This window comes from Streptomyces sp. NPDC005281, from assembly GCF_040607495.1.
Taxonomy (GTDB): Bacteria; Actinomycetota; Actinomycetes; order Streptomycetales; family Streptomycetaceae; genus Streptomyces.
In genome coordinates this window covers 71,177-92,928 of the sequence record NZ_JBEXGX010000024.1, presented here as the reverse complement: position 1 = coordinate 92,928, position 21,752 = coordinate 71,177, and the positions used below count along the sequence as shown (strand labels likewise).

Sequence of the window (21,752 nt, the reverse complement as noted above, 5' to 3'; positions counted from 1 at the left end):
TCTCCTCTTCATCGATGTGCGCTCCTGTCACCTGGGCGTTTGTCATGACCCTGGACAGAGGCCGGGACCCGTGCTGTGATGCCCACTCCCGCTACTTCCAACGTTGTACAGACTGAAGCAACGAGCCGCCACCCTTCCTCAGCCAAGGAGGATCCGTGCGCATCAGAAGCCCCAGAAGACTCCGAACCCAACTCGCACTCCTGCTCGCCGCGGTACTCGGCCTCGCGGGCTTAACCGGCGCCCCGGCCGCCACAGCCGCCGGCGACCCCGTGGAAGTCCACGGTCTGAAGGGCGAGTACTACACACAGTCCGCCCCGGGCGCCTTCGACTTCCATGAGCTCAAGGCCACCGGCTTGGACACCAACCTCGATTTCGACAACCTGGAACCCCGGCTGGCCTTCGCCACCGGACAGTCGGACGACGTCAACGTCCGCTGGACCGGCCGGATCGTCCCCGAGAAGACCGGCCCGCACACGTTCTCGATCATCGGGGACAACGGCTTCAGGCTCTGGATCGACGGGCACCTCGCCATCGACCACTGGGTCGACGACTGGGACCGCGAACAGACCTCCCAGCCCATCGACCTGACCGCCGGACAGGCCTACGACATCAAGGTCGAATACTTCGAGCACTTCGGCGGCTCCAACCTCCACCTGCGCTGGACCCCACCCGGCGGCACCAGGACCGCCGTCCCCCAGTCGGCACTCCGGCTGCCCGACGGATACGCCTACGACGGCGCCGTCGCCACCGCGGTCCAGGGCGACGGCCGCACCCTGCGCCTCGACTTCGCCCAGCCGCTCACCGCACCGCCCGCGGGTCTCACCGACCATGTCGAAGCGGTCATCGGCGGCGCCAAGTGGCCACTGACCACAGCCAAGTTGGACCCCGCCGACCCCAAGTCCCTGATCGTCGGCCTGAAGGAACCCGTCGTCGGCAACAAGTCCGGCACCGCCAGAGGCACCGCCGACCTGCGCTACGACGGCAAGGGCGGCCTCTCCGCGGCGAACGGCAACGTTGTCAACGCCTTCTGGAGCAGCGGCCCCAACCGCTCCACCCACGAGCTGCGGACGAAGTGGGCCGACGCCGTCGACGCCGGCAAGGCCCGCACCGAGTACCCCAGGCCCCAGCTCACCCGGGCCGACTGGCGCGATCTCAACGGCTCCTGGCAGTTCGCATCGGCCAAGGCCGGCGAACAGCCCCCGGTCGGCAGGAAGCTCGGCGAGAAGATCCGCGTGCCCTACCCGGTGGAGTCCCAGCTCTCCGGCGTCGAACGGCACGAGGACCGCATGTGGTACCGCCGCACCTTCACCGTTCCCTCCGACTGGAAGGTCGGCTCCCGCAAGCGGCTCCGGCTCAACTTCGGCGCCGTCGACTGGCAGGCCGAGGTCTATGTCAACGGCGTCAAGGTCGCCGAACACGAGGGCGGCTACGACAAGTTCAGCGCCGACATCACCGCCGCGCTCAAGCCCGGCCGCACCCAGGAACTGATCGTCGGCGTCTACGATCCGACCGACGCGCAGGGCGGCGAGAACCCGCCGGTCGGCAAGCAGCGCCTCGACCCCAGCGGCATCTGGTACACCCCGTCGTCCGGCATCTGGCAGACGGTCTGGATGGAACCGGTGGCGACCGACCACGTCGACTCGCTCAAGCTCACCCCCGACGTGAGGAACAGCCGGCTCACCGTCGAGCCGAAGGGCGTGCGGGACGGAGTGCCGGTCACCGCGACCGCGTACGCCGGACACCGCAAGGTCGCCACCGTGAAGGGGAGGACCGGGCAGCCGCTCGTCCTGAAGATCACCGACCCGCACCTCTGGTCACCCGACGACCCCTTCCTCTACGACCTGAAGGTGAGCGTCGGCGCCGACCGGGTCGGCAGCTACTTCGGCATGCGGTCCATCGCCGTCGAGCAGGTGAACGGAACCCCGCGCACCGTTCTCAACGGCAAGCCCGTCTTCATGATGGCCACGCTCGACCAGGGCTTCTGGCCCGACGGCCTCTACACCGCACCCACGGACGAAGCCCTCGCCTACGACCTGAAGATGCACAAGGAGATGGGCTTCAACGCGGTCCGCAAACACATCAAGGTGGAACCCGACCGCTGGTTCTACTGGGCCGACCGGCTCGGCCTGATGGTCTGGCAGGACATGCCCGCCATGACCGCAGGGGTCAACCCCGGCGCCGCGTCCAAGGCCGAGTACGAGCGCGAGATGAAGCAGATGATCGACGAGCACATCAGCAGCCCGTCGGTCGTCATGTGGGTGACCTTCAACGAGGGCTGGGGCCAGTACGACGAGGCCCGCATCGCCGACCAGGCCAAGTCCTGGGACCCGACGCGCCTCGTCAACTCCATGTCGGGCATCAACCTCGGCGTGGACGGCGGCACCGGCGACATCATCGACGAACACGGCTACCCGAGTCCGGCGCTGCCGCCGAACCCGGACGGGAAACGGGCCCTGGTCAGCGGCGAGTACGGCGGTCTCGGACTGGCGGTGCCCGGACACGCCTGGTCCGTGCAGCAGTCCTACGTGGACGTCGACCCCTCGGCGTACACCGACGACTACCTCGCCCGGCTCGCCGAGGTGCACAAGCTCGCCTGCAAGGGCGGCAACGGCGCCGTCTACACCCAGATCTCGGACGTGGAAGGAGAACTGAACGGCCTGATCACCTATGACCGCGCGGTGGTCAAGCCCGACGTCGCCCGGCTGAAGGCCGCCCACGACGCGCTGATCCACGACGCGTCCCAGGCGACACCGGCCGGCTGCTCCTGACGGCGAGGCGCCCGGCACACGCCTCCCCGCTGTCCCGCGCGCCTCACCCCGGCCCCTGACGGGCGGTCGGCGCGGTCCGCCCTCCCGCGAGGGGAGGGCGGACCGCGCCCGGTCTACGCCGCGCGGTTCCGTCCGGCGGCACGTCGGGCCGGAACAGGGCGGCCCACGACGTTACTGTCGGCGGATGGACGGTGATCGCCAAGGGTGGCGCCAGTGTTTGCTCAGCGGGGCGGTGTTCGCCGTCTGCATGGCCGGCACCACGCTGCCCACCCCCCTCTACGGCCTCTACCAGGAGAAGTTCGGCTTCTCCGAGCTGACCGTCACCATCGTGTACGCCGTGTACGCCTTCGGGGTCATGGGCGTTCTGCTGCTCGCGGGCAACGCCTCGGACTCGGTGGGCCGGCGTCCCGTCCTCCTGTGGGGCCTCGGCTTCGCGGCGGCGAGCGCCGTCTGCTTCCTGTGCGCCACCGGCCTCGGCTGGCTGTACGTGGGGCGGCTCATGTCGGGCCTGTCCGCCGGCCTGTTCACCGGGGCCGCCACGGCCTACGTGATGGAACTGGCACCGCCGGGCGGCGCGGCCCGGGCCACGTTCGTCGCGACGGCCGCCAACATGGGCGGCCTCGGCTGCGGTCCGCTGCTCGCGGGCCTTCTCGCGCAGTACGCCCCCTGGCCGCTGTACCTGCCGTTCGCCGTCCACCTCGCCCTGGTGGCCGTCTCGGCCGCCGTGCTGCTGCGGCTCCCGGAGACCGTACGCGAACGCCGGCCGCTGAGCACCGTACGACCGCAGCGGCCGGGCCTGCCCCCACAGGTGCGGCCGGTGTTCACGCCACCCGCGATCGCCGCGTTCGTGGGGTTCGCCCTGTTCGGGGTGTTCACCTCCGTCAGTCCCGCGTTCCTCGCCGAGTCCCTGGATGTGACCAATCACGCGGTGGGCGGACTGGTGGTCGCCCTCGCCTTCTTCGCCTCGACCGCGGGCCAACTCGCCGTCGGCCGGGTCGGCGCGGGACGATCCCTGCCCCTGGGCTGCGCCGCACTCCTCGGCGGCCTCGCCCTGCTCGCGGGCGCGCTCCGATGGGACCTCATGGTCCTGGTGGTGCTCAGCGCGATCGTCGGCGGCGCCGGCCAGGGCCTCGCGTTCCGCGGCGCCCTGACCACGGTGGCCCAGGCCTCGCCCGAGCACCAGCGCGCGGCGGTGATCTCCACCCTGTTCGTGGTCGCCTACGCGGGCATCTCGGTACCGGTGATCGGAGTCGGCGTACTGGTGGGCCCGATCGGGCTGGAGGGCGCGGGCCTGGTCTTCATCGCGGTCATGGCCGTACTGGTCACGGTCGCTGGTGCCTACCTGCTGCGACGTCCGGCCACGGTCGAGTGACCCAGCCCCTCGCCCCGACTGCGGAGCCCGAGGGCTTGCGGGACTTCGCTGCATACATCTCCGAAAGAATCGGCACGGACCTGCGCAGGTATCTCTACCGGCTTCAAGAGGGCCACTACCCCGGGGAGTTCGGACCACTGCTCGAGTTCCGCCGAGCGGCGGGACCACTCGGTCCCAAGTGCTTCGCCAGACCTTTCCGCGGTCGGACGGCGGAAGTCGGTGTTCCGGCTTCCACGGGATTCCGGATCGCGCGAGACTGCACCATGGCATTCCTGGGAACGCCCTCGCCGCCTCCGTCGAGAGGGCCGGTTGCCGGCCTCACCGGCCATCGCCGGGCGGTGAACGCGGTGGCGTTCGGTCCGGACGGACGGTTGCTGGTGACCGGAAGCAGCGACCGGACCGTGGTCCTGTGGGATGTCACAGACGCATCGCGTCCGACCCGAGTCGTCCGCCTCACCGGCCATCGCCGGGCGGTGAACGCGGTGGCGTTCAGTCCGGACGGTCGGCTGTTCGCGAGCGGAAGCACCGACTGGAGCGTGATCCTTTGGGACGTCACGGACCGGTCGAGCCCGATGCGGGTGGCGACCCTCGTCCATGAACGCCCGAGCTGGTTGTTTCGCGACGGGTGGCGGCAAGGTGGTGTCCACGCGGTGGGTTTTGACCCGGACGGACGCTTCATCGCCTGCGCCGTCGACCGCGCCGTGACCGTCTGGGACCTCTCCGACCCGGCACGGCCGAGCCGGGGTGCCCCTGTCACTCACCACCGGCGTGTCTGGCAGACGGGTCCCGTCGCCACGCTGATGTTCGGTCCGGACGGGCGGTTGTTGGCCACGGGCTCCTCGGGCGACAAGAACACCGGAGTCCTGTGGGATGTCAGTGATCCGATGCGCCCGGCCCGAACCGCCGTCGTCCGACCGCAGGCCCGCACGTGGCCGAAGGCGTTGACCTCGGGCGGTGCGCCTGCTGTCCATTCGGTGGGATTCAGTCGGGACGGGCGGCTGCTGGCCACCGGCAGCGGGGATCTCGGCGTCGTCTCCGGCACCTACGGGTCGTGGCGGCGAGGAGCCGTCATCGTGTGGGACATCACCGACCCGGCCCATCCCGTGGAGATGGGCACCGGCAGCCTTCCTCTGGCCGGTCGTGGGGACACCGGGCAGATGTACGCGGTGGCGTTCAGCCCTGACGGACGGTCCCTGGCCTCCGGATGCGAGAACGCGACCGTGACCCTGTGGGACGTCACCGATCCCACGCACCTGACCGTGACCGCCCAACTCACCGGCCACCGAAAGGCCGTGCGGGGTCTGGCGTTCAGCCCCGACGGACGAGTCCTCGCGAGCGGCAGTGCCGACTCGACGGTGAAGTTGTGGGAGACGGGCTGACGTCCGTGACCGGCGGGCGACCGGCCGGGGGCGGGGAGCGCACCTCGTGGTCTGCTCCCCGCCCCTCCCTTTCCCGCCGCGTGGTGGGTCAGGCCAGTACGGGGTCCAGGAACGTCAGTACGCCCGCGTCCGCGTCGAGACGGGCTCGGGTGCCGACGGGGAAGGTCTGCTGCGGTACACCGTGGCCGATGTCCGCGCCGACCAGGACCGGGATGCCGAGGTCGCCGAGTCGGTCGTGCAGCAGCTCCTCCACGCGTTCGCGGGTGCCGCAGTCCGTGAAGGTGCCGCAGACGATGCCGGCGGCGCCGTCGAAGTATCCGCTGCGGCGCAGTTGGGTGAGGAAGCGGTCGAGTCGGAAGGTCTCCTCGTCGACGTCCTCCAGCAGGACGATGCCGCCGCGGGCGGGCAGCGAGGTGTCGGTGCCCAGCGAGCAGGCCAGCAGGGTGACCGTGCCGCCCAGGGTGACGCCCTCGGCCGTGCCGCCCACCAGCGGGCGGGAGTCCGGGAAGCGCAGCTCCTTCACCGAGGCGGGGTCGGTGAGCAGCGTGGCGAGCGCGTCGAAGTCGGCGCGTCCGGGGTGGAAGCCGCGGATCGCGGGCATCGGGCCGAACAGTCCCGTCCAGCCGAGCTTCACGGCGACCGCCTCCAGCAGGGCCGTCACGTCGGAGAAGCCGATGACGGTCCGCGGGGTGGGTGTGCCGACCGCGTCCCAGTCGACCAGTTCGAGGGTGCGCTGGGCGCCGTAGCCGCCGCTGGCGCAGAAGACGGCCGTGAACGCCGGGTCGGTGAGCGCGGCGGTCAGGTCGCGGGCGCGCAGCGCGTCGTCTCCGGCGAGGTACTCGCCGCCCGTGCGGGCGGAGGCGAAGACCTCGGGCTGGAGACCGAGGCCGCGCAGGGACTCGAGGCCGACCTCCAGGTTCTCCTGGTTGGGCGGGCCGCTGGCGGCGATGACGGCGACACGGTCGCCGGGCCGGGGTGCGGCGGGGCGGACGAGCCCCGCCGGGGGCAGAGTGGGCATGGGACTCCTTGGAGTGGGGCGTGGTGCGCGGATGGTGGCCCGGCGAGCGGGCCGCGGTGTGGAACGCCGTGGGGGTCCGGCCGTGCCGACGGCGGCCGGGCGGATTCGGCGGCGGGACAAGGTGTACGAACGGATTCGGTGATCAGTGCGATTGCAGGAACCCGGCGATGAGCGCCGCCCGCTCCAGCAAGGAGGCCAGCGAGGCGTGCTCGTCCTCGCCGTGCGCGCCGGCGCCCGCGGGTCCGAGCCCGTCGACGGTCGGGATGCCGAGCGCTCCGGTGAGGTTGGTGTCGCCCGCGCCGCCGGAGGAGCCGAGCGGCAGTTCCAGACCCAACGTGCCTGCCAGTGACACCAGTTCGGCGGCCAGCGGGTTGCCGGGATCCATCGCCCAGGCCGGGCGGTGGGACAGAGTCAGCGCGCACAGAGCGGCCCGATCCCGAACCGGCACCGGCGCCAGCAGGGCCTTCATCAGGGCCTGTTCGGTCTCGGGGGTGGCGTAGCGCAGGCCGATCTCCGCCTCGGCGTGATCGGCGACCACGTTCGCCCGGGTGCCGCCGGTGATGGTGCCGACGTTCAGCGCCGCGTCCGCGAAGGATGCGGCCGTGGCTCGCAACGCGGCCAGCTGGTCGACGAGTTCGTCGATCGCGGAGACGCCGAGCGCGGCGTCCAGACCGGCGTGCGCGCTGACTCCGCGCACGCTCAGCCGGACCCGGGCCACGCCGCGTCGGCCGATCTTCAACGCGCCGCCGGGCAGGGGCGGTTCGAGGCCGAGCACCGCGTGGGCGCCTTCTGCGTGCCGGGCCACCAGCCGGCTGCCGTCGGGGCTGCCGATCTCCTCGTCGTTGACCACCACCAGTCGGACCGGTCGTCTTGGTGTGCCGCCGGTGCGCGTCAGCAGGTCCATGGCCAGTTCGACCGCGACCAGGGAGCCCTTCATGTCGAAGACGCCGGGTCCGGTGACCGTGTCGCCGTCCTCGGCGAGCGTGAAGGGCCGCCGGGCGACCGTGCCGGCGGGGAAGACGGTGTCGCTGTGGGCCACCAGCAGCGTGTGCCCGGCGGAGGCAGTGTCGTCCGGTGTCCCTCGGCCGTTCCAGTACGCCACCAGGTGGTCGCCGCCCGGTCCCGGCGGGTGCTCGATCCGGTCCGCGGTGGCGGCGAGGCCCGTGGCGAGTTCCTTGCCGAACACGGCCGCGCGGTCGGCGTCCGCGGAGGGCGTCTCCAACGCGACCAGGCGCTCCCAGCGTTCGAGGACGGTGTCGCCGAACGTGCGGGCCAGGGTGAGGAGTTCGGTCGGCTCAGCCATAGCAGTTCTCCACGGCCGAGGTGACGACCCGGGTCAGCGCGCGGAAGCAGCGGATCGCCTCGTACATCGTCGGCAGTGTGAACCGCACGGTCAGCGGGTCGGTCTGGACGACGCCGGGGATGTAACTGGCCGCGGGCGCCAGGTGGGCGGCGTCGAAGGACACCTCGTAGGTGTAGCCCTCGGCGGGTGGGGCGATCGGACCGGTGGGGGCGGGCAGGGCGGCGAGGCCTTCGCGGGCGGCCTCGGTGATCCGGGCGGCGCTCAGCTCTGGTGGCAGGCAGATCGCGGAGTAGCGGTCCACGCAGGTCTTGACCACGGCGTGCGCGGCGTGCGGCGCCCAGTCGCGGGCGTCCTCGCAGGCCAGGTCGTCGCCGGTGACCAGGACCACCGGGACGCCGTACTCGTCGGCGAGGAGCGCGTTCATGCGGCCCTCGGAGGCCGGCTCGCCGTTGATGCGTACGGCGGTGATGGTGTTGGGCAGATAGGTGTGGGCGAGGACGCCGGGCTGGCCCGCACCGGTGTGGTAGCCGACGAACGCGACCGCGTCCGGCGAGCGGTCGATGCCCTCCATCATGCCGAGCGGCTTGTGCGTGCCGATGAGCAGGGTGGCCCTCTTGTCGAGCCGGTCGAGCAGGAGGTTGCGCTGGTCGGCGTGGGCCTCGTTGACGAGGATCTCCGTGGCGCCGGCTTCGGCGAGACCGGCGATCGCGGCGTTGACGTCCTCGGTGAGGAAGCGCCGGTTGTACTCCCATCTGGGGTGGCCCGGCTCGCAGTCGTCGGGGAAGGTGACGCCGGTGACGCCCTCCATGTCGGCCGAGATCAGGACCTTCATGCTGCCTGCTCCTTCGGGGTGGTGAGGTGGGCGCGGGGACGGATCGTCCAGGTGCGCACGGTGTGCCGCTCCAGTTCGTCGACGTCGACGTCCAGGCCGAGGCCGGGGCGGGAGCGGGGTACGGCGACCATGCCGTCCACGGCGCGGATCGGCGGTGTCACGATGTCGCGCCGGTAGTACTTGTCGGAGCCGGAGACGTCCGAGGGCAGGGTGAAGCCGGGCAGGCCCGCGAGGGCCAGGTTGGCGGCCCGGCCGATGCCGAACTCGTGCATTCCGCCGCACCACACCGGCACACCGGCGTCCAGGCACAGGTCGTGCACGGTCTTCGACGGGCCGAGCCCGCCGAGCCGGGACACCTTGATGTTGACGATGTCCGCGGCGCCGAGGTGCAGTGCGGTGCGCAGCACGTCCGGAGTGGTGACGGACTCGTCGAGGCACACCGGGGTGTCGAGCCGGGCGGCGAGCCGGGCGTGCGAGAGCAGGTCGGTGGCGGCGTACGGCTGCTCGATCATCAGGAGGCCGCGGCCGTCCAGCTCGGTGAGGACCGACTCCTGTTCGGGCCGGTACGCGGTGTTGGCGTCGACCTGGAGGGCGACGCCGGGGAAGGCGTCCTGGACGGCGCGGACCGGTTCGAGGTCCCAGCCGGGGCGGATCTTCAGCTTGATCCGGCGGTAGCCGTCGGCGACGTGCCGGGAGACCTGCGCGAGCAGGGCGTCGATCGTCGGCTCGATGCCGAGGCTCACCCCGGCGGGCACCGCGTCGGCGCGGGCGCCGAGCACGTCCGCCAGCGGTTCGCCCCGGTGCTGCCCGTACAGGTCCCAGCAGGCCATGTCGAGGCCGGCGCGGGCGAAGTGGTTGTCGCTGACCTTGGCGGTGATCCGGGCGGCGTCTTCGGGGTGCTCCCAGGGACGGCCGAGGAGCATCGGGGCCAGGTACTCGCCGAGCACCTGCCAGCAGCTCCACGTGGACTCGCCGCAGTAGAACGGGTCGCTGGGGGAGGCGCACTCGCCCCAGCCGACGCTGCCGTCCTCGGCGGTCGCGCGGATGACGATGTGCTCCAGGTGGGACTTGCGGTGCGAGCTGGTCTCGAAGGAGTGGACGAGGTCGAGCCGGACCAGCGCCAGCTCGATCTCGGCAAGGGTGACGGTCATGTGTGGGTTGTCCTGCCGTGCGGGGCCCGGTCAGGGGCGGGGGATCGTGGCGTGTGCGGCGGGCCGGGGGACGAAGCGGTACGCGGCGAGGCCGTCGGGCAGGCGTACGCAGGAGACGGCCGTGCGGTCGGTGAGCAGCCGGGCGAACGTGTGGCTGAGCCGGCCGCGCAGCCGGGCCGCGTGGTCCGGACCGGTCTCGGCCCGCAGCCGGTGCCAGTCGTCGGGCAGGACCACGATCCGGTCGTCGCCGTCGTCGTACACCTCGCCGGGGTGGTGGCCGCCGGGTGGCGGACCGGGTGCGGGCGCGGCGGGCCGTGCCGGGCCGTTCAGGTCCCAGGAGACGATGAAACGGTCGGTGGGTTCACCGGTGGCGGCTCCGAAACCGGAGGTGCCGTACAGGGCGGGCTTGAAGGCGTCGACGACCGCGCCGAGCACGTCCAGGTTGAAGTGGGCGTTGCGGGTCTGCAACGGGTCGTACGCCCAGCGGATCAGTGTGGTGCCCTGCGCGAGGCAGCGGTCCCGCTGGCCGAGCTTGAGGAGTCGTCCGATGCCGAGGCCCTGGCGCTCGTCCGCCACCACGGCGAGCTGCGAGTACTGGTACAGGCGCGGGCCGTGTCCGTCCGCGCCGTGCTCGAGGGCGAGGAAGCTGTAGGTGAATCCCACCAGTTCGTCGCCGAGATAGGCGCCGATGACCAGCCCGCTGTTGTGCTGGAGGGCGGTGAGCAGACGGGGGTTGAGGCTGCCGTCGTCGGGACGCAGCCCCATGACACGCTCGTACAGCGCGACGCAGTCGGCCATCTCCACGGGGCCGTCCACGTCCCGCACGACCAGCGGCGGGCCCGGACGGGTCCGGGCCGCCGGCCTCGGCGGCGCCGTCGACCTCACGACACGCTCGCGAGGTGACACGCTGCCTGACCGCCTGTCGGCGCCTGCGCCGGCAGCACCGGCAGCGTCCGCCGGTCGCAGCCCGCCTCCGCGCGGCCCGCTTCGTCGAGGCCGGCCCACAGCGGGCAGCGCGGGTGGAACCGGCAGCCGTCGGGAACGGCCGTCGGGTCCGGCGGCTCGCCCTGGAGCAGCTGCGGCCGCCCGCCGCGCGCGGCCTCGGCGGACACCACGGAAAGGAGCGCCTTGGTGTACGGGTGCTGGGGCGCGAGCAGGACCTCCTCGACGGTGCCGACCTCGACGATCCGGCCCAGGTACATCACCGCCACCCGGTCGGCGATGTTCCAGGCCAGGCCCAGGTCGTGACTGACCACCAGGGAGGACAGGCCGAGATCGCGGCGCAGGTCGAGGACCAGCTTCAGGATCTCGCCGCGCACCGAGGCGTCAAGGGAGGCCACCGGCTCGTCGGCGACGATCACGGAGGGCTCGAGCGCCAGCGCGCCCGCGATCACGACGCGCTGCTGCTGGCCGCCGGACATCTCGTGCGGGAACCGCGACAGGAACTGTTGCGGAGGCCGCAGCCCGGCCTGGGAGAGCGCGGTGTGCACCCGCTGTTCGAGGCCGGCCTTCATCCGGTGCAGCCGGGGTCCCTCGGCGACGGCGTCGAAGACGTTCTGCCGCGGGTTCAGCGCGCCGCCGGGGTCCTGGAGGACGAACTGGACCTTGCGGCGGTGTGCCTTGAGCGCGGCGCTCGTGTAGCGCAGCGGCTCGCCGTCGCACAGCACCTGGCCGGACGTGGGTTTCACCAGCCCGGTCAGCGCGCGGGCCAGGGTGGACTTGCCGCAGCCGGATTCGCCGATCAGCGCGAGGATCTCGCCGCGTCCCAGTTCGAGGTCGACGCCGTCCACCGCCCGGGCGGGGCCGCGGCCGGCCCGGGGCGGATAGGCGATGTGAAGGTCGCGGACCTCCAGCGCGGGTGCCGCGGCCGCGGTGGGGGCGGTGACCGTGCCGGTGGTGGTGGCGGTCATGAGCGGGCTCCTTCCGCAGAGGGTTCGGGCAGGTCGGGGGAGGGGGTGGGGCCGTCCGAGGAGCGTTCGAGCCCGCCCGAGGAGACGTCGGGGAAGCCGGGCAGCACCCTGAGGCACGCCGACAGCCGGCCGGGGCCGGCCGGGACCAGACGTGCGGGTGTGTCCTGGCAGACCTCGTGCGCGTCGGGGCAGCGCGCCGCGAACGCGCAGCCGGCGCCGAGGGCGGCCGGGTCGGGCGGGTCGCCGGGCAGGCCGGCCGGCGCCCTGCGGGAGGCGGGGTCGCCGATGGTGGGGAAGGCGCGGGACAGCGCCCGGGTGTAGGGGTGTCGCGGGTCGTCCAGGAGTTGCCTGGACGGGCCGGACTCGACCAGTTCACCGGCGTACATCACGGCCAGCCGGTCGCACATCTGGCCGAGGACGGACAGGTCGTGGCTGATCATGATGACGCCGATGCCCTCGTCTCGCACCAGGTCCGACAGCAGGTCCAGGATCTGGGCCTGCACCATCACGTCCAGCGCCGTCGTCGGCTCGTCCGCGATGATCAGCTTCGGCCGGCAGGCCAGCGCCATCGCGATCATGATGCGCTGGCGCTGGCCGCCGGAGAACTCGTGCGGATAGCTGCGCATCCGGCGCGCCGGGACGCCCACCGACTCCAGCAGTTCGCCCGCGCGGGCGCGGGCCTGCTTGTCGGTGATGCGGCCGCCCTCCTCGCCGGCCTTGCGGCCGTGCAGCAGGATCGGCTCGACGAGCTGGTCGCCGATGGTGTGCACCGGGTTGAGCGCGGTCATCGCGCCCTGGAAGACCACGGAGGCCTCTGCCCAGCGCACCGCGCGTATCCGGCTCCACTTGGCGGTGAGCAGGTCCTCGCCCTGGTAGAGCACCTGGCCGGTGACCTCGGCGGCGGCCGGCAGCAGCCGCAGCAGGCTCATCGCCAGCGTGGACTTGCCCGATCCGGACTCGCCGGCCAGGCCGAGCGTCTGCCCGGCGTCCAGGGTGAGGTTCACTCCGCGCACGGCCGGCACCGTGCGATCGCCGCTGCGATAGGTGACTGTGAGGTCCTTGACCTCCAGCAGCGCGTTCAACGTGTCTTCACCGACCTCGGGTTGAGAATGGTCTCCACGGCGCGGCCGGTCAGGGTGAAGCCGAGGACGACGATCAGGATGGCGACGCCCGGCGGGTACAGGTACCACCAGGCGCCGGAGGTGACGGCGCCGCCGCTCAGCGCAGAGTTGAGCATCGCGCCCCAGGAGATGCCCGTCGGGTCGCCCAGACCGAGGAAGGTCAGGGTCGCCTCGGAGAGGATCGCCGAGGCCACCGTCAGCGTGGAGGAGACCAGGATCAGCGGGGTGACGTTCGGCAGGACGTGCCGCAGCATCACCTGCGGCCCGCCCGCGCCGAGCGCTCTGGCCCGTTCGATGAACGGCTTCGCCTCCACCGCCAGGGTCTGCGCCCGCACCAGCCGGGCCGTGGAGGACCAGCTGGTGACCGCGATGGCGATGGTGATGGAGGCGGTGCCCTGCCCGATCACCGCCGACAGCGAGATGGCCAGCGGCAGGCTGGGCAGCGCGATGAACCAGTCGGTCAGGTGCATCAGCGCCTTGCCGGTCCAGCCGCCGTAGTGCCCGGCGACCAGGCCGACCGTGCTGCCGAGCACCACGGTCAGCACCGTCGCCATCAGGCCGATGGACAAAGAGGAGCGCGCGCCCCAGATGACCAGCAGCAGGATGGAGCGTCCCTCCTGGTCCGTGCCGAGCGGGTAGCCGCCGGTCGGGGCGTGCAGGGAGGGTCCGTCGACCTTGATGACGTCGAGGTCGTTGTCCGAGATGAACAGCGGCGCGCAGACGGCCAGCAGGCCGAACACGACCAGGATGCCGAGGCCGGCCACGCCGGATCGGATGCGGACGAAGGAGCGGACGAAGCCGGCGAGTCCGTTGCGGCGCGGCTTCGACGCGGCCGGTGCGACCGGCGGAGCGGGGTCGGCCTCCGCCGGCGGCGGGGTGACGGCCTCGGTGAGGGGTTCGTGGTGGGTCACTGGGCACGCACCCGTGGGTCGAGGAAGCGGTAGATGACGTCGGCGAGGAGGTTCATGAGGATCACCGACGCGCTGAAGACGATGAACGTGCCCTGGAGCAGCGGCAGATCGGGCACCTTCAGGGCCTGGTAGCTGAGCTGGCCCAGGCCCGGCCAGGAGTACACGGTCTCCACGGTGATGGCACCGCCGAGCACCGTGCCCAGGTGCATGAAGATCATGGTGACCGACGGCAACAGGGCGTTGGGCAGCGCGTGCCTGCGCCGTACGTCGTCGTCACGCAGGCCCTTGGCCCGCGCGGTGAGCAGGTACGGGCTGCCCAGCTCGTCGATGATCGACGAGCGCATGACGGCGACGTACTGGGCGAAGACCACCAGGATCATGGTCAGGCAGGGCAGGACCAGGTGCTTGGCCACGTCGAGGACATGGTCCAGGCCGCCGGTGATCGCCGGGTCGCTCATTCCGCCCGCGGGCAGGAAGCCCGGGAGCGGACCGATGCCGACACTGAAGGTGATCAGCAGGATCATGCCCAGCCAGAAGGTCGGCACCGACCACAGCGTCAGCGAGGCGCCGGTGGCGATCCGGTCGAGCCAGCTCCCCTGCCGCCAGCCGGACCTGACGCCCAGCCAGAGGCCGAGCGCCACCGAGATGACGGTGGCGGTGCCCATCAGCAGCAGGGTCGGCCATAGCCGGTCACCGATGAGGGAGCTGACCGGCTGCTGGAACTCCCAAGAGGTGCCCAGGCGTCCGGAAAGTGTGTCGGTGACGAAGTGGAAGAAGCGTTCCGGCACCGACTGGTCCAGGCCGAGCTGACGGCGCAGCTGCGCCATCTGCGCGTCGCTGGTCGGCCGGCCGCGGGTGATGGACTGCACCGGGTCGGCCGGCATCAGGCTGAACAGGACGAAGCCGATGACGAGCGTGGCCAGGAAGCTGACGGCCGCGGCCACCAGCTTCGTGGCCAGGTAGCGTGCGAATCCCGAGCCGGACCGGCGCCCGCCAAGGGCGCCGGCACTGCTCTTCGCCGCGGTGGTGCTTGCGACGTCGATGATGTCTGACACGGTCTACTCGCGGTCGTCGGAGGAGGAGCGGCGGCGGGCCATGAACACTCCGCCGGCGGCCAGCACGACCACGACGGCCGCAGAGACGCCGATCATGGTGCCGGAGTTGCCGCCCGAGGAGGACGACGATGCCTTGGCCGGGGCCGCGTGCAGGTACTGGTCGAAGGAGAACTGCGCGGGGTAGGCACCGGCGGAGTTCGCCTGGCCGGTCACCATGCCGCCCACGTGGTCGGTGCGGTAGGCCGCGAGGCCGCTGGCGTTGTAGATCATGATGTTCTCGTTGGCCTTGTACAGGATGGCCTGCATCTGCCGGAGCAGATCCGCGCGCTCCTTGTCGTCGAAGGCGCTCTGCTGACGCAGGAACAGGTCGTCGTAGTTCTTGTCGCAGAAGAACGAGTCGGTGCTGCCGCCCTCGCCCTTGCTGTCGGGCAGCGCCGAGCAGGTCTGGATGCCGAGCAGGTACGTCGGGTCGGGGCCGGTGGACCAGGAGTCCATCAGGATGTCCCAGTCGCCCTTCGCCAGGTCGGCGTTGAGCTTCGAGGAGCTCATCGACTCGATGTCGGCCTTGACGCCGATCTCCTTGAACCAGCCGGCGAGATAGGTGGAGACCTTGGCGTCGGCGTCGTCGTCGGAGTGGATGCCGAGCCGGAACTCCAGCTTGCGCTTCGACTTCGGGTCGACCCGGACCCCGTCGGAGCCCTTCTTGTAACCGGCCGCGTCCAGCACGGAGTTGGCCTTGTCGGGGTCGAAGCCGAACTTCTCCGAGTCGGAGGGCTGCCACGCGAACTGCGGCAGGGACTGCGGCAGGTAGCTCGCGCCGACCTCCGCGAGGCCGTTACGGACCTTCTTCACGATCGTGGCCCGGTCGATGGCGAGCGCCAGCGCCTCACGGACCTTGGTGTCGGCGAGGGCCGGGTGAGCGGTGCCGATCTTCTTGCCGTCGCGGGTACGGGCGCCGCCGTTGACCTCGATGCCGCTCCAGCGGTTGCCGACCTGCTCGTACGCCTTGATGCCGGACTGGCCCTTCAGGGCCTGGTACTGCGTGGGGTTGAGGCCGCTGACGTAGTCGAGCTGCCCCGAGCGCAGCGCCGCCACCGCGGCGTCCGTGTTCTTGAACGACTGCTGGATCATGTGGTCGTACTTGGGCGCTCCGAGGACGAAGTCCTTGTTCGCGTCGAACTTGGCGTACTGCTCGGGCTTGTAGGCCGTCAGGGTCCACGGGCCGTAACCGACGATCGGGAAGCTGTCGTTCTTGTAGCTCTTCAGATCCGTGACGTGGGATTCCCATATGTGCTTCGGCACGATCGGGATGCCCGAGACCGGGATGCTGACCGACAACATGGTGGCCTGCGGCTTCTTGGTCTTCACGATCAGCGTGGTGGCGTCCGGCGCGGTGACCGACGCGAAGTTGCTCACCAGGGACCCGTTGGCGGTGGCCGCCGTGGAGTTGCTCATGATCAGGTTGAACGTCCAGGCGGCGTCCTCGGCCGTGATCGGCTTGCCGTCACTCCACTTCAGACCCTTGTGGATCTTGAAGGTCCAGGTGAGCTTGTCGCTGGAGGTCGTCCAGGAGTCCGCCAGGTACGGCTTGACGGTGCCGTCCTGCTCGACCCTGTCCAGCGCCGGGTAGATGCCGGCGAACACGTCCAGGCTGCCCGCGAAGTAGGCCAGGAACGGGTTGAGGGAGTCGATGCCGATGCCGGTGATCGGCATCCGCAGGGTACCGCCGCCGTCGGCGGCCGAGGCGGTCGGCGCGGCGGCGAGGCCCGCGGCGGTACCGAGCAGCAGTGACGTGGCCAGTGCGGCGGCCTTGCGGCCGGTTCTGCGCACAGCGGTGGGCTTGGTCATCGTGAACTTCTCCTGGAGTGCCGGCGGCGCGGGGCCGCGAAGGGGCGGGAGGGTGGTGCGAGGGCCGCTGCGCCGCGGACCCGGGGACGGGCCGTACGGCGTGACGGTGGCTGTGCGGTGCATTTATTGGCGCATACATTGGTTCATGCATTGGTGCATGCATGCATATGGACTTGCGTGTGGTGGGGTGGTAGGGCTCTGGCGAGCGGGGGAGGGGCCGGTCCGCGGCGCCGTTGGCGGCCCGCGAGGGGTTCAGCGGAGGTGCGGGGCGCTCACCGCTCCGCCTTGTGGGGCCCGGTGCCGGTGCGCAGGAAGTCCTCCAGCACCCGTACGCCGAACTCCAGGCTGCTGACGAGGACCTGCTCGTCGACGCCGTGCACATACCGCCACGCGTCGAAGCCGGGCGGGGTCAGGCCGGGGCCGAAGCCGTAGCACTGGATGCCCAGTCGGGCGAACGCCTTGGCGTCGGTGCCGCCCGACATGATGAACGGCAGCACCAGCGCCTGAGGGTCGGCCCGGCGCAGCGCCGCCGCCATCGCCGCGAACTCGGCCGAGGTGTGGTCCGCGAAGACCGGCGCCGCGAAACTGTGGAAGGAGCGCGAGACCTTCTCGCCGAGCAGGGAGTCCACGGTCGCGAAGAAGTCCTCCTCCGCGCCGGGCAGGATCCGGCCGTCCACGCCGGCCGTCGCCTCGCTCGGAATGACGTTGTGCTTGTAACCCGCCTTCATCATGGTCGGGTTGAGCGTGTTGGCGACGGTGGCCTCGACCAGCTTGGCCGCCTCGCCCAGCTGCGCGAGGGAGGCGGGGTCGGCCGGGTCGACCGTGACGCCCAGATGGGCGGAGAGCCCCTCCAGCAGGGCGGCCACCGCCGGCACGATCTGCACCGGCCAGCGGTGCGCGGCCAGTGCGGCGAGGGTGGCGGCCAGGGTGGCGACAGCGTTGTCCGGGCCGGGCCGGGAGCCGTGGCCCGCCGCGCCGTGCGCCGTCAGGTTCATCCAGGCGCTGCCGCGCTCACCGACGGCGATCGGGTAGAGCCGGGAGGCGTCGGGCAGATGGAGCGAGTAGCCGCCGGACTCGCCGATCGCGGTGGTCACGCCCTCGAAGAGGTCCGCGTGCCGGTCGACGAGGAAGCCCGCCCCCAGCTCGCCGGTGTCCTCCTCGTCCGCGACGAACGCCATCACGACGTCGCGCGCCGGCCTGACCCCGCGGCGCGCCCAGGACCGGGCGGCCGCGAGCATCATCGCGTCCATGTCCTTCATGTCCAGCGCCCCGCGACCGAGGATCACGCCGTCACGTATCTCCCCGCAGAACGGGTCGAAGCTCCAGTCGGCGGGCTCGGCCGGAACCACGTCCAGGTGACCGTGGACCAGCAGCGCCGGGGCGTCGCGGTCCTCGCCGGGGATGCGGACCACGGTGCTGGCCCGGCCCGGCGCGGCTTCCAGTACCACCGGCTCGTAGCCGGACTCGGCAAGCAGTCCCGCGGTCCACTCGGCCGCCTCCCGCTCACCACGGGAGTCTCCACCGCCGTAGTTGCTGGTGTCGAAACGGATCAACCGGGCGCACAGCTCGGTGACTTCGGAGATCAGTGCGGCGTCCTCGGCGGGGGAGAGTGCGCCGCCGTCCTGGTAGAGGGAGGGGTCGTTCATGGAGAGGAACCACTTGCTTTCCCGGCGGCAGGGCGTGAGGACGGGGCCTCTGCCGTCGATGGCTCAGCGAGACGGACTCGCGGAAACGGGGAACAGGCGGGACGGGAGAGGACGCAGGGGCGGAGCGGTCACCGCGCGGGCGGGAGCTCGTTGCCGGCTGCCGCGGGTAAGTCGGCGGGGTCCGTGACACGGGCGCCGGGAATCCCGGCGGCGGGTCCTGGGAGATCCGGCGCGCCGCCCGTCTCACCCGCGGCGGACGGCGTCTGCCCGAGGCCGTAGCTGCCCAGGGAGCGGAAGACCTCGGCTCGGCGCCGGCTGCGCCGGGCCGCACCCTTGGCGCCCGCGGCGGCCAGCGCCGCCAGCACATGGGCCACCGCCGCCACCGCCGTGGGCGAGTGGTGCGGCGACTCGCTGCGGGTGTCCACCGCCAGGACATGCGAGGCGAAGGCACAGACCGGACTGGTGTAGCTGTCGGTCAGCGCGATCACCGAAGCGCCCAGCGCGTGGAACTCCCGGGCCACGTCCACCGTCAGCCCGCTGTAGTTGCGGAAACTGAACGCGACCAGGACGTCGTCCGCGTGCGCGTCGCTGATCGCGTTGACCGCCGCGCCCGTCGCCGGCTGCACCAGGAACACGTCCCTCATGCTGCTGGTGAGGTCGCTGGTCAGCAGCGACGCGTACCCGGCCGACTTCAGGTCGCCGAGCACCCACCGCCGCCGGGCCTGGAGCAGGACCGCGGCCGCCAGCTCCAGGGCGCCGTTGGCCTGGAGATCGGCCAGCGTGCGATGGAGGTTGCCCTCCTCCGCGGTGATCATCCGGCGCAGCGCCGACCGCTCCCGCGGCTCTGACTCCGGATCGCGGCTGGTGAACCGCAGATCCGGCTCGGCGAGCCGCAGTCCGCTCTCGCGGGCCGCCAGCAGTCGCAGGTCGTCGGTGGAGGCGACCCCGGCCGCCGCCAGCAGTCCGTCGAGGTCCGCGGCGCTCGCGTCCGCCGCCCTCAGCAGTTGACCGGGGCGGCGCTCCAGCGAGGCCGGGTAGTCCTCCGCCAGCACCTCGAACAGGCGCTGCGCGGCGGGGCCGCACAGAGCGGCGGCCGCACGCAGCAACTCGAGGGTCGGCGTCGGCGCCAGCGGTCCGGTCACTGCTCACCCCTCCTGCTCAGGGCAGCCCACACCCGTGGGTCCGGCTGCTGAACGGCATCTCTGCTGACAGTTAAACGTCGGTGTCAGATTGCTTGATCTAAGCGATGCGTGAGTCTTACTGTCGCCGCATGACCTCGTCAAGAGCCACAGGCGCGGAAAACTCTTCGGCCGATCCCCCCGTCCCGGAAGAGAATTCGCTTCGCGCCACGGACGGTTCCGTGCAACCCGACGGCGAATCGGGCAGAAGGACAGGAAAGACCGACCCCACGGACACGGGCCGTGGCGCGCCGCCCAACTCCGCGGACACCGGCGACGTGCTCGCCGCCTCCGTAGCCCGTGTCCGCCGTGCGGCCGGGCTCACCCTGAGCGCGGTGGCGACCCGGGCCGGCGTCTCACCGGCCTACGTCTCGCAGATGGAGTCCGGGGCCGCCAACCCCACGGTCCGCACCCTCTGCCAGATCGCCGACGCCCTCGGCGCCACCCCGGCCGAACTCCTCGGCGGCACCGGTCCGGTCACCCCCGCAGCCGCCCCGGGCTTCCCGCCGCGCTTCGCCCCGGCCCCGCTGCTCGCCCAGGCGGAAGGCCACCACGGCATCTGGGACCTCACGGCCCCCGGGGCGAGCCGGATCGGAGCCCGGCTGCTCCACGCCGACCTCGGCGACCACGACCACCCGACGGCCCACCCCGGCGAGGAGTTCGCGCTCGTCCTCGCCGGCTCCTGCCGGGTGTCGGTGGGCGGCGCCGACCGGCTGCTGCGCCGCGCCGACAGCTGTCACTTCGCCGCCACCGACGAACACCACTTCACCGACCCCAGCGACGACCTGCTGATGCTGGTCGTCCTCACCGAGGAGTAGTCCCGTGCCCACCGCCGCATCCCTGCCCGCCTCCGCGAGGACCCCGCTGCCCGACGGACTGGCCCCGGCGGCCTCCCCGGAGACCGCCCCCGAGGTGTGGCCGCTGACCGCCCGAACGGTCGAGGGCCGGCTGCACGTGGGCGGCGTCGCCCTGGACGACCTGGCCGATGCCTGCGGCACCGCGCTGTACGTGGTGGACGAAGCCGACTTCCGCCACCGCGCCCGGAGTTGGCGCGCATCCGGCGCGGACCGGGTGCACTACGCCTCCAAGGCGTTCCTGTGCGCGGAGATGGTCCGCTGGGTCGACTCCGAGGGACTGCACCTGGACGTGTGCAGCGGCGGTGAGCTCCAGCTCGCCGCCGACACCGGCTTCGACCCCGCCCGGATCGTCTTCCACGGCAACAACAAGTCCGTCGCCGAACTGGAGGCCGCCGTCGCACACCGCGTCGGGGTCGTGGTCGTCGACTGCCTGGAGGAGATCGACCGGCTCGCGGCCGCCGCCCAGGCGGCCGGCCGGGTCCAGGACGTATACGTCCGCATCACCCCCGGTGTCGCCGCCGAGACCCATGACTACATGGCCACCGGCGGCGACGACGTCAAGTTCGGCTTCCCGGTCCGGGGCGGCCACGCCGAACGCGCCGTGCTCGCCGTCGCCGCACGCCCCGCGCTGCGGCTGGCCGGCGTGCACTCCCACATAGGCTCACAGATCACCGCCACCGAGGGGCTGACACTGGCCGCGGAACGGGTCGGCGCATTCGTCGCCGCGCTCGCCGAGCGGCACGGCATCACGGTGGACGAGATCGACCTCGGCGGCGGCGCCGGAATTCCCTATCTGCCGGGCCAGCCGCGCCTGGAGCCCGCCGACTTCACCACCGCGCTGCGCGCCGGACTGGACCGGGCGCTGCCCGGGGCGCCGGTCCGCCTCGCCGTCGAACCCGGCCGTTCGATGATCGGCACGGCCGGCCTGACGCTCTACCGTGTGGGCCTGGTCAAGGACGGTCTGCACCGCCGGTTCGTCTCCGTCGACGGCGGCATGAGCGACGCCCTGCGGCCCTCCCTGTACCTGGCCCGCTACACCGCGTGGACCGCGAACCGGACCGCCGAGGGCGAGCCCGTGCACGCGGTGGTCGTCGGCCGGCACTGCGAGAGCGGGGACGTCGTGGTGCCCGACCTCGCCCTGCCGGACGACATCGCCGCCGGCGATCTCCTCGCGGTCCCCGCCACCGGCGCCTACCACCACGCCATGGCCAGCAACTACAACGCCCAGCCCCGGCCCGCCGTCGTCGCCGTACGGGACGGCCGGGCCCGCCTGATGGTCCGCCGGGAGACCCCGGACGACCTGCGCCGCCGCGACGCCCACGGCGAACCGGTGCACCTGAACGCCGTCTGACCCGGCCGACCCGGTCCGCCGCGCCCGTGGCGGACCGGGTCCTCGAAGTCTT

General features: G+C 71.8%; 17 protein-coding genes. 5 read left to right on the top strand and 12 right to left on the bottom strand.

Annotated features, from left to right (window positions below; all coding sequences use genetic code 11):
• The first annotated feature begins 155 nt into the window (after positions 1-155).
• The 3 genes from ABZV42_RS29480 (at position 156) to ABZV42_RS29470 (ending at position 5,519) form a co-directional block, all read left to right on the top strand.
• A complete protein-coding gene (locus ABZV42_RS29480) occupies positions 156-2,768 on the top strand; it encodes a PA14 domain-containing protein (RefSeq protein ID WP_356054373.1) in 2,613 nt (870 codons plus the stop codon).
• 184 nt (positions 2,769-2,952) lie between these two features.
• Positions 2,953-4,140: an MFS transporter gene (locus tag ABZV42_RS29475; RefSeq protein WP_356054371.1), complete on the top strand. Its 1,188-nt coding sequence runs from the start codon at positions 2,953-2,955 to the stop codon at positions 4,138-4,140.
• Between the two features lie 263 nt (positions 4,141-4,403).
• Positions 4,404-5,519 (top strand): WD40 repeat domain-containing protein, encoded by a 1,116-nt coding sequence (locus ABZV42_RS29470; protein WP_355984958.1) that lies wholly within the window; start codon positions 4,404-4,406, stop codon positions 5,517-5,519.
• A gap of 88 nt (positions 5,520-5,607) precedes the next feature.
• On the opposite strand, the gene ABZV42_RS29465 is transcribed toward ABZV42_RS29470, so the two are convergent.
• The 12 genes from ABZV42_RS29465 to ABZV42_RS29410 all read right to left on the bottom strand — a co-directional run bounded on the left by ABZV42_RS29465 (position 5,608) and on the right by ABZV42_RS29410 (position 19,456).
• Positions 5,608-6,537 (bottom strand): LD-carboxypeptidase, encoded by a 930-nt coding sequence (locus tag ABZV42_RS29465; RefSeq protein ID WP_355984956.1) that lies wholly within the window; start codon positions 6,535-6,537, stop codon positions 5,608-5,610.
• Between the two features lie 142 nt (positions 6,538-6,679).
• A complete protein-coding gene (locus tag ABZV42_RS29460; protein WP_355984954.1) occupies positions 6,680-7,840 on the bottom strand; it encodes a M20/M25/M40 family metallo-hydrolase in 1,161 nt (386 codons plus the stop codon).
• Complete coding sequence (locus tag ABZV42_RS29455; RefSeq protein ID WP_356054369.1) at positions 7,833-8,672, bottom strand: M55 family metallopeptidase; 840 nt, start codon at positions 8,670-8,672, stop codon at positions 7,833-7,835. Before ABZV42_RS29455 ends, ABZV42_RS29460 begins: the two co-directional genes overlap by 8 nt.
• A complete protein-coding gene (gene menC / locus ABZV42_RS29450) occupies positions 8,669-9,823 on the bottom strand; it encodes an o-succinylbenzoate synthase (RefSeq protein ID WP_355984950.1) in 1,155 nt (384 codons plus the stop codon). Before menC ends, ABZV42_RS29455 begins: the two co-directional genes overlap by 4 nt.
• A gap of 30 nt (positions 9,824-9,853) precedes the next feature.
• The gene (locus ABZV42_RS29445) at positions 9,854-10,627 is read right to left on the bottom strand and encodes a hypothetical protein (protein ID WP_356054367.1); all 774 of its coding nucleotides are present in this window, start codon (positions 10,625-10,627) and stop codon (positions 9,854-9,856) included.
• A gap of 77 nt (positions 10,628-10,704) precedes the next feature.
• Positions 10,705-11,733, bottom strand: a complete 1,029-nt coding sequence (locus tag ABZV42_RS29440; protein WP_355984946.1) for an ABC transporter ATP-binding protein — start codon at positions 11,731-11,733, stop codon at positions 10,705-10,707.
• Positions 11,730-12,815, bottom strand: coding sequence for an ABC transporter ATP-binding protein (locus ABZV42_RS29435; protein ID WP_356054365.1), 1,086 nt, complete (start codon positions 12,813-12,815; stop codon positions 11,730-11,732). Before ABZV42_RS29435 ends, ABZV42_RS29440 begins: the two co-directional genes overlap by 4 nt.
• Entirely contained in the window at positions 12,812-13,765 is a 954-nt protein-coding gene (locus ABZV42_RS29430; protein WP_356054363.1) for an ABC transporter permease, read from the bottom strand. Before ABZV42_RS29430 ends, ABZV42_RS29435 begins: the two co-directional genes overlap by 4 nt.
• Positions 13,762-14,820 carry an ABC transporter permease gene (locus ABZV42_RS29425; protein WP_355984940.1) on the bottom strand — a complete coding sequence of 353 codons (1,059 nt, stop codon included), beginning with the start codon at positions 14,818-14,820 and terminating at the stop codon, positions 13,762-13,764. Before ABZV42_RS29425 ends, ABZV42_RS29430 begins: the two co-directional genes overlap by 4 nt.
• Positions 14,821-14,823: 3 nt before the next feature.
• Positions 14,824-16,668: an ABC transporter substrate-binding protein gene (locus tag ABZV42_RS29420; RefSeq protein ID WP_356054361.1), complete on the bottom strand. Its 1,845-nt coding sequence runs from the start codon at positions 16,666-16,668 to the stop codon at positions 14,824-14,826.
• A 272-nt stretch (positions 16,669-16,940) separates the two neighbouring features.
• Positions 16,941-18,314: a M20/M25/M40 family metallo-hydrolase gene (locus ABZV42_RS29415; protein ID WP_355984937.1), complete on the bottom strand. Its 1,374-nt coding sequence runs from the start codon at positions 18,312-18,314 to the stop codon at positions 16,941-16,943.
• A gap of 128 nt (positions 18,315-18,442) precedes the next feature.
• On the bottom strand, positions 18,443-19,456 hold the full coding sequence (locus ABZV42_RS29410) for an SIS domain-containing protein (RefSeq protein WP_355984935.1): 1,014 nt from the start codon (positions 19,454-19,456) through the stop codon (positions 18,443-18,445).
• A gap of 218 nt (positions 19,457-19,674) precedes the next feature.
• Here ABZV42_RS29410 and ABZV42_RS29405 point away from each other — a divergent pair, with 218 nt between their 5' ends.
• Both ABZV42_RS29405 and lysA read left to right on the top strand, forming a co-directional pair.
• On the top strand, positions 19,675-20,310 hold the full coding sequence (locus tag ABZV42_RS29405; RefSeq protein ID WP_355984933.1) for an XRE family transcriptional regulator: 636 nt from the start codon (positions 19,675-19,677) through the stop codon (positions 20,308-20,310).
• Between the two features lie 4 nt (positions 20,311-20,314).
• On the top strand, positions 20,315-21,700 hold the full coding sequence (gene lysA, locus ABZV42_RS29400) for a diaminopimelate decarboxylase (protein WP_355984931.1): 1,386 nt from the start codon (positions 20,315-20,317) through the stop codon (positions 21,698-21,700).
• Positions 21,701-21,752: the final 52 nt, after the last annotated feature.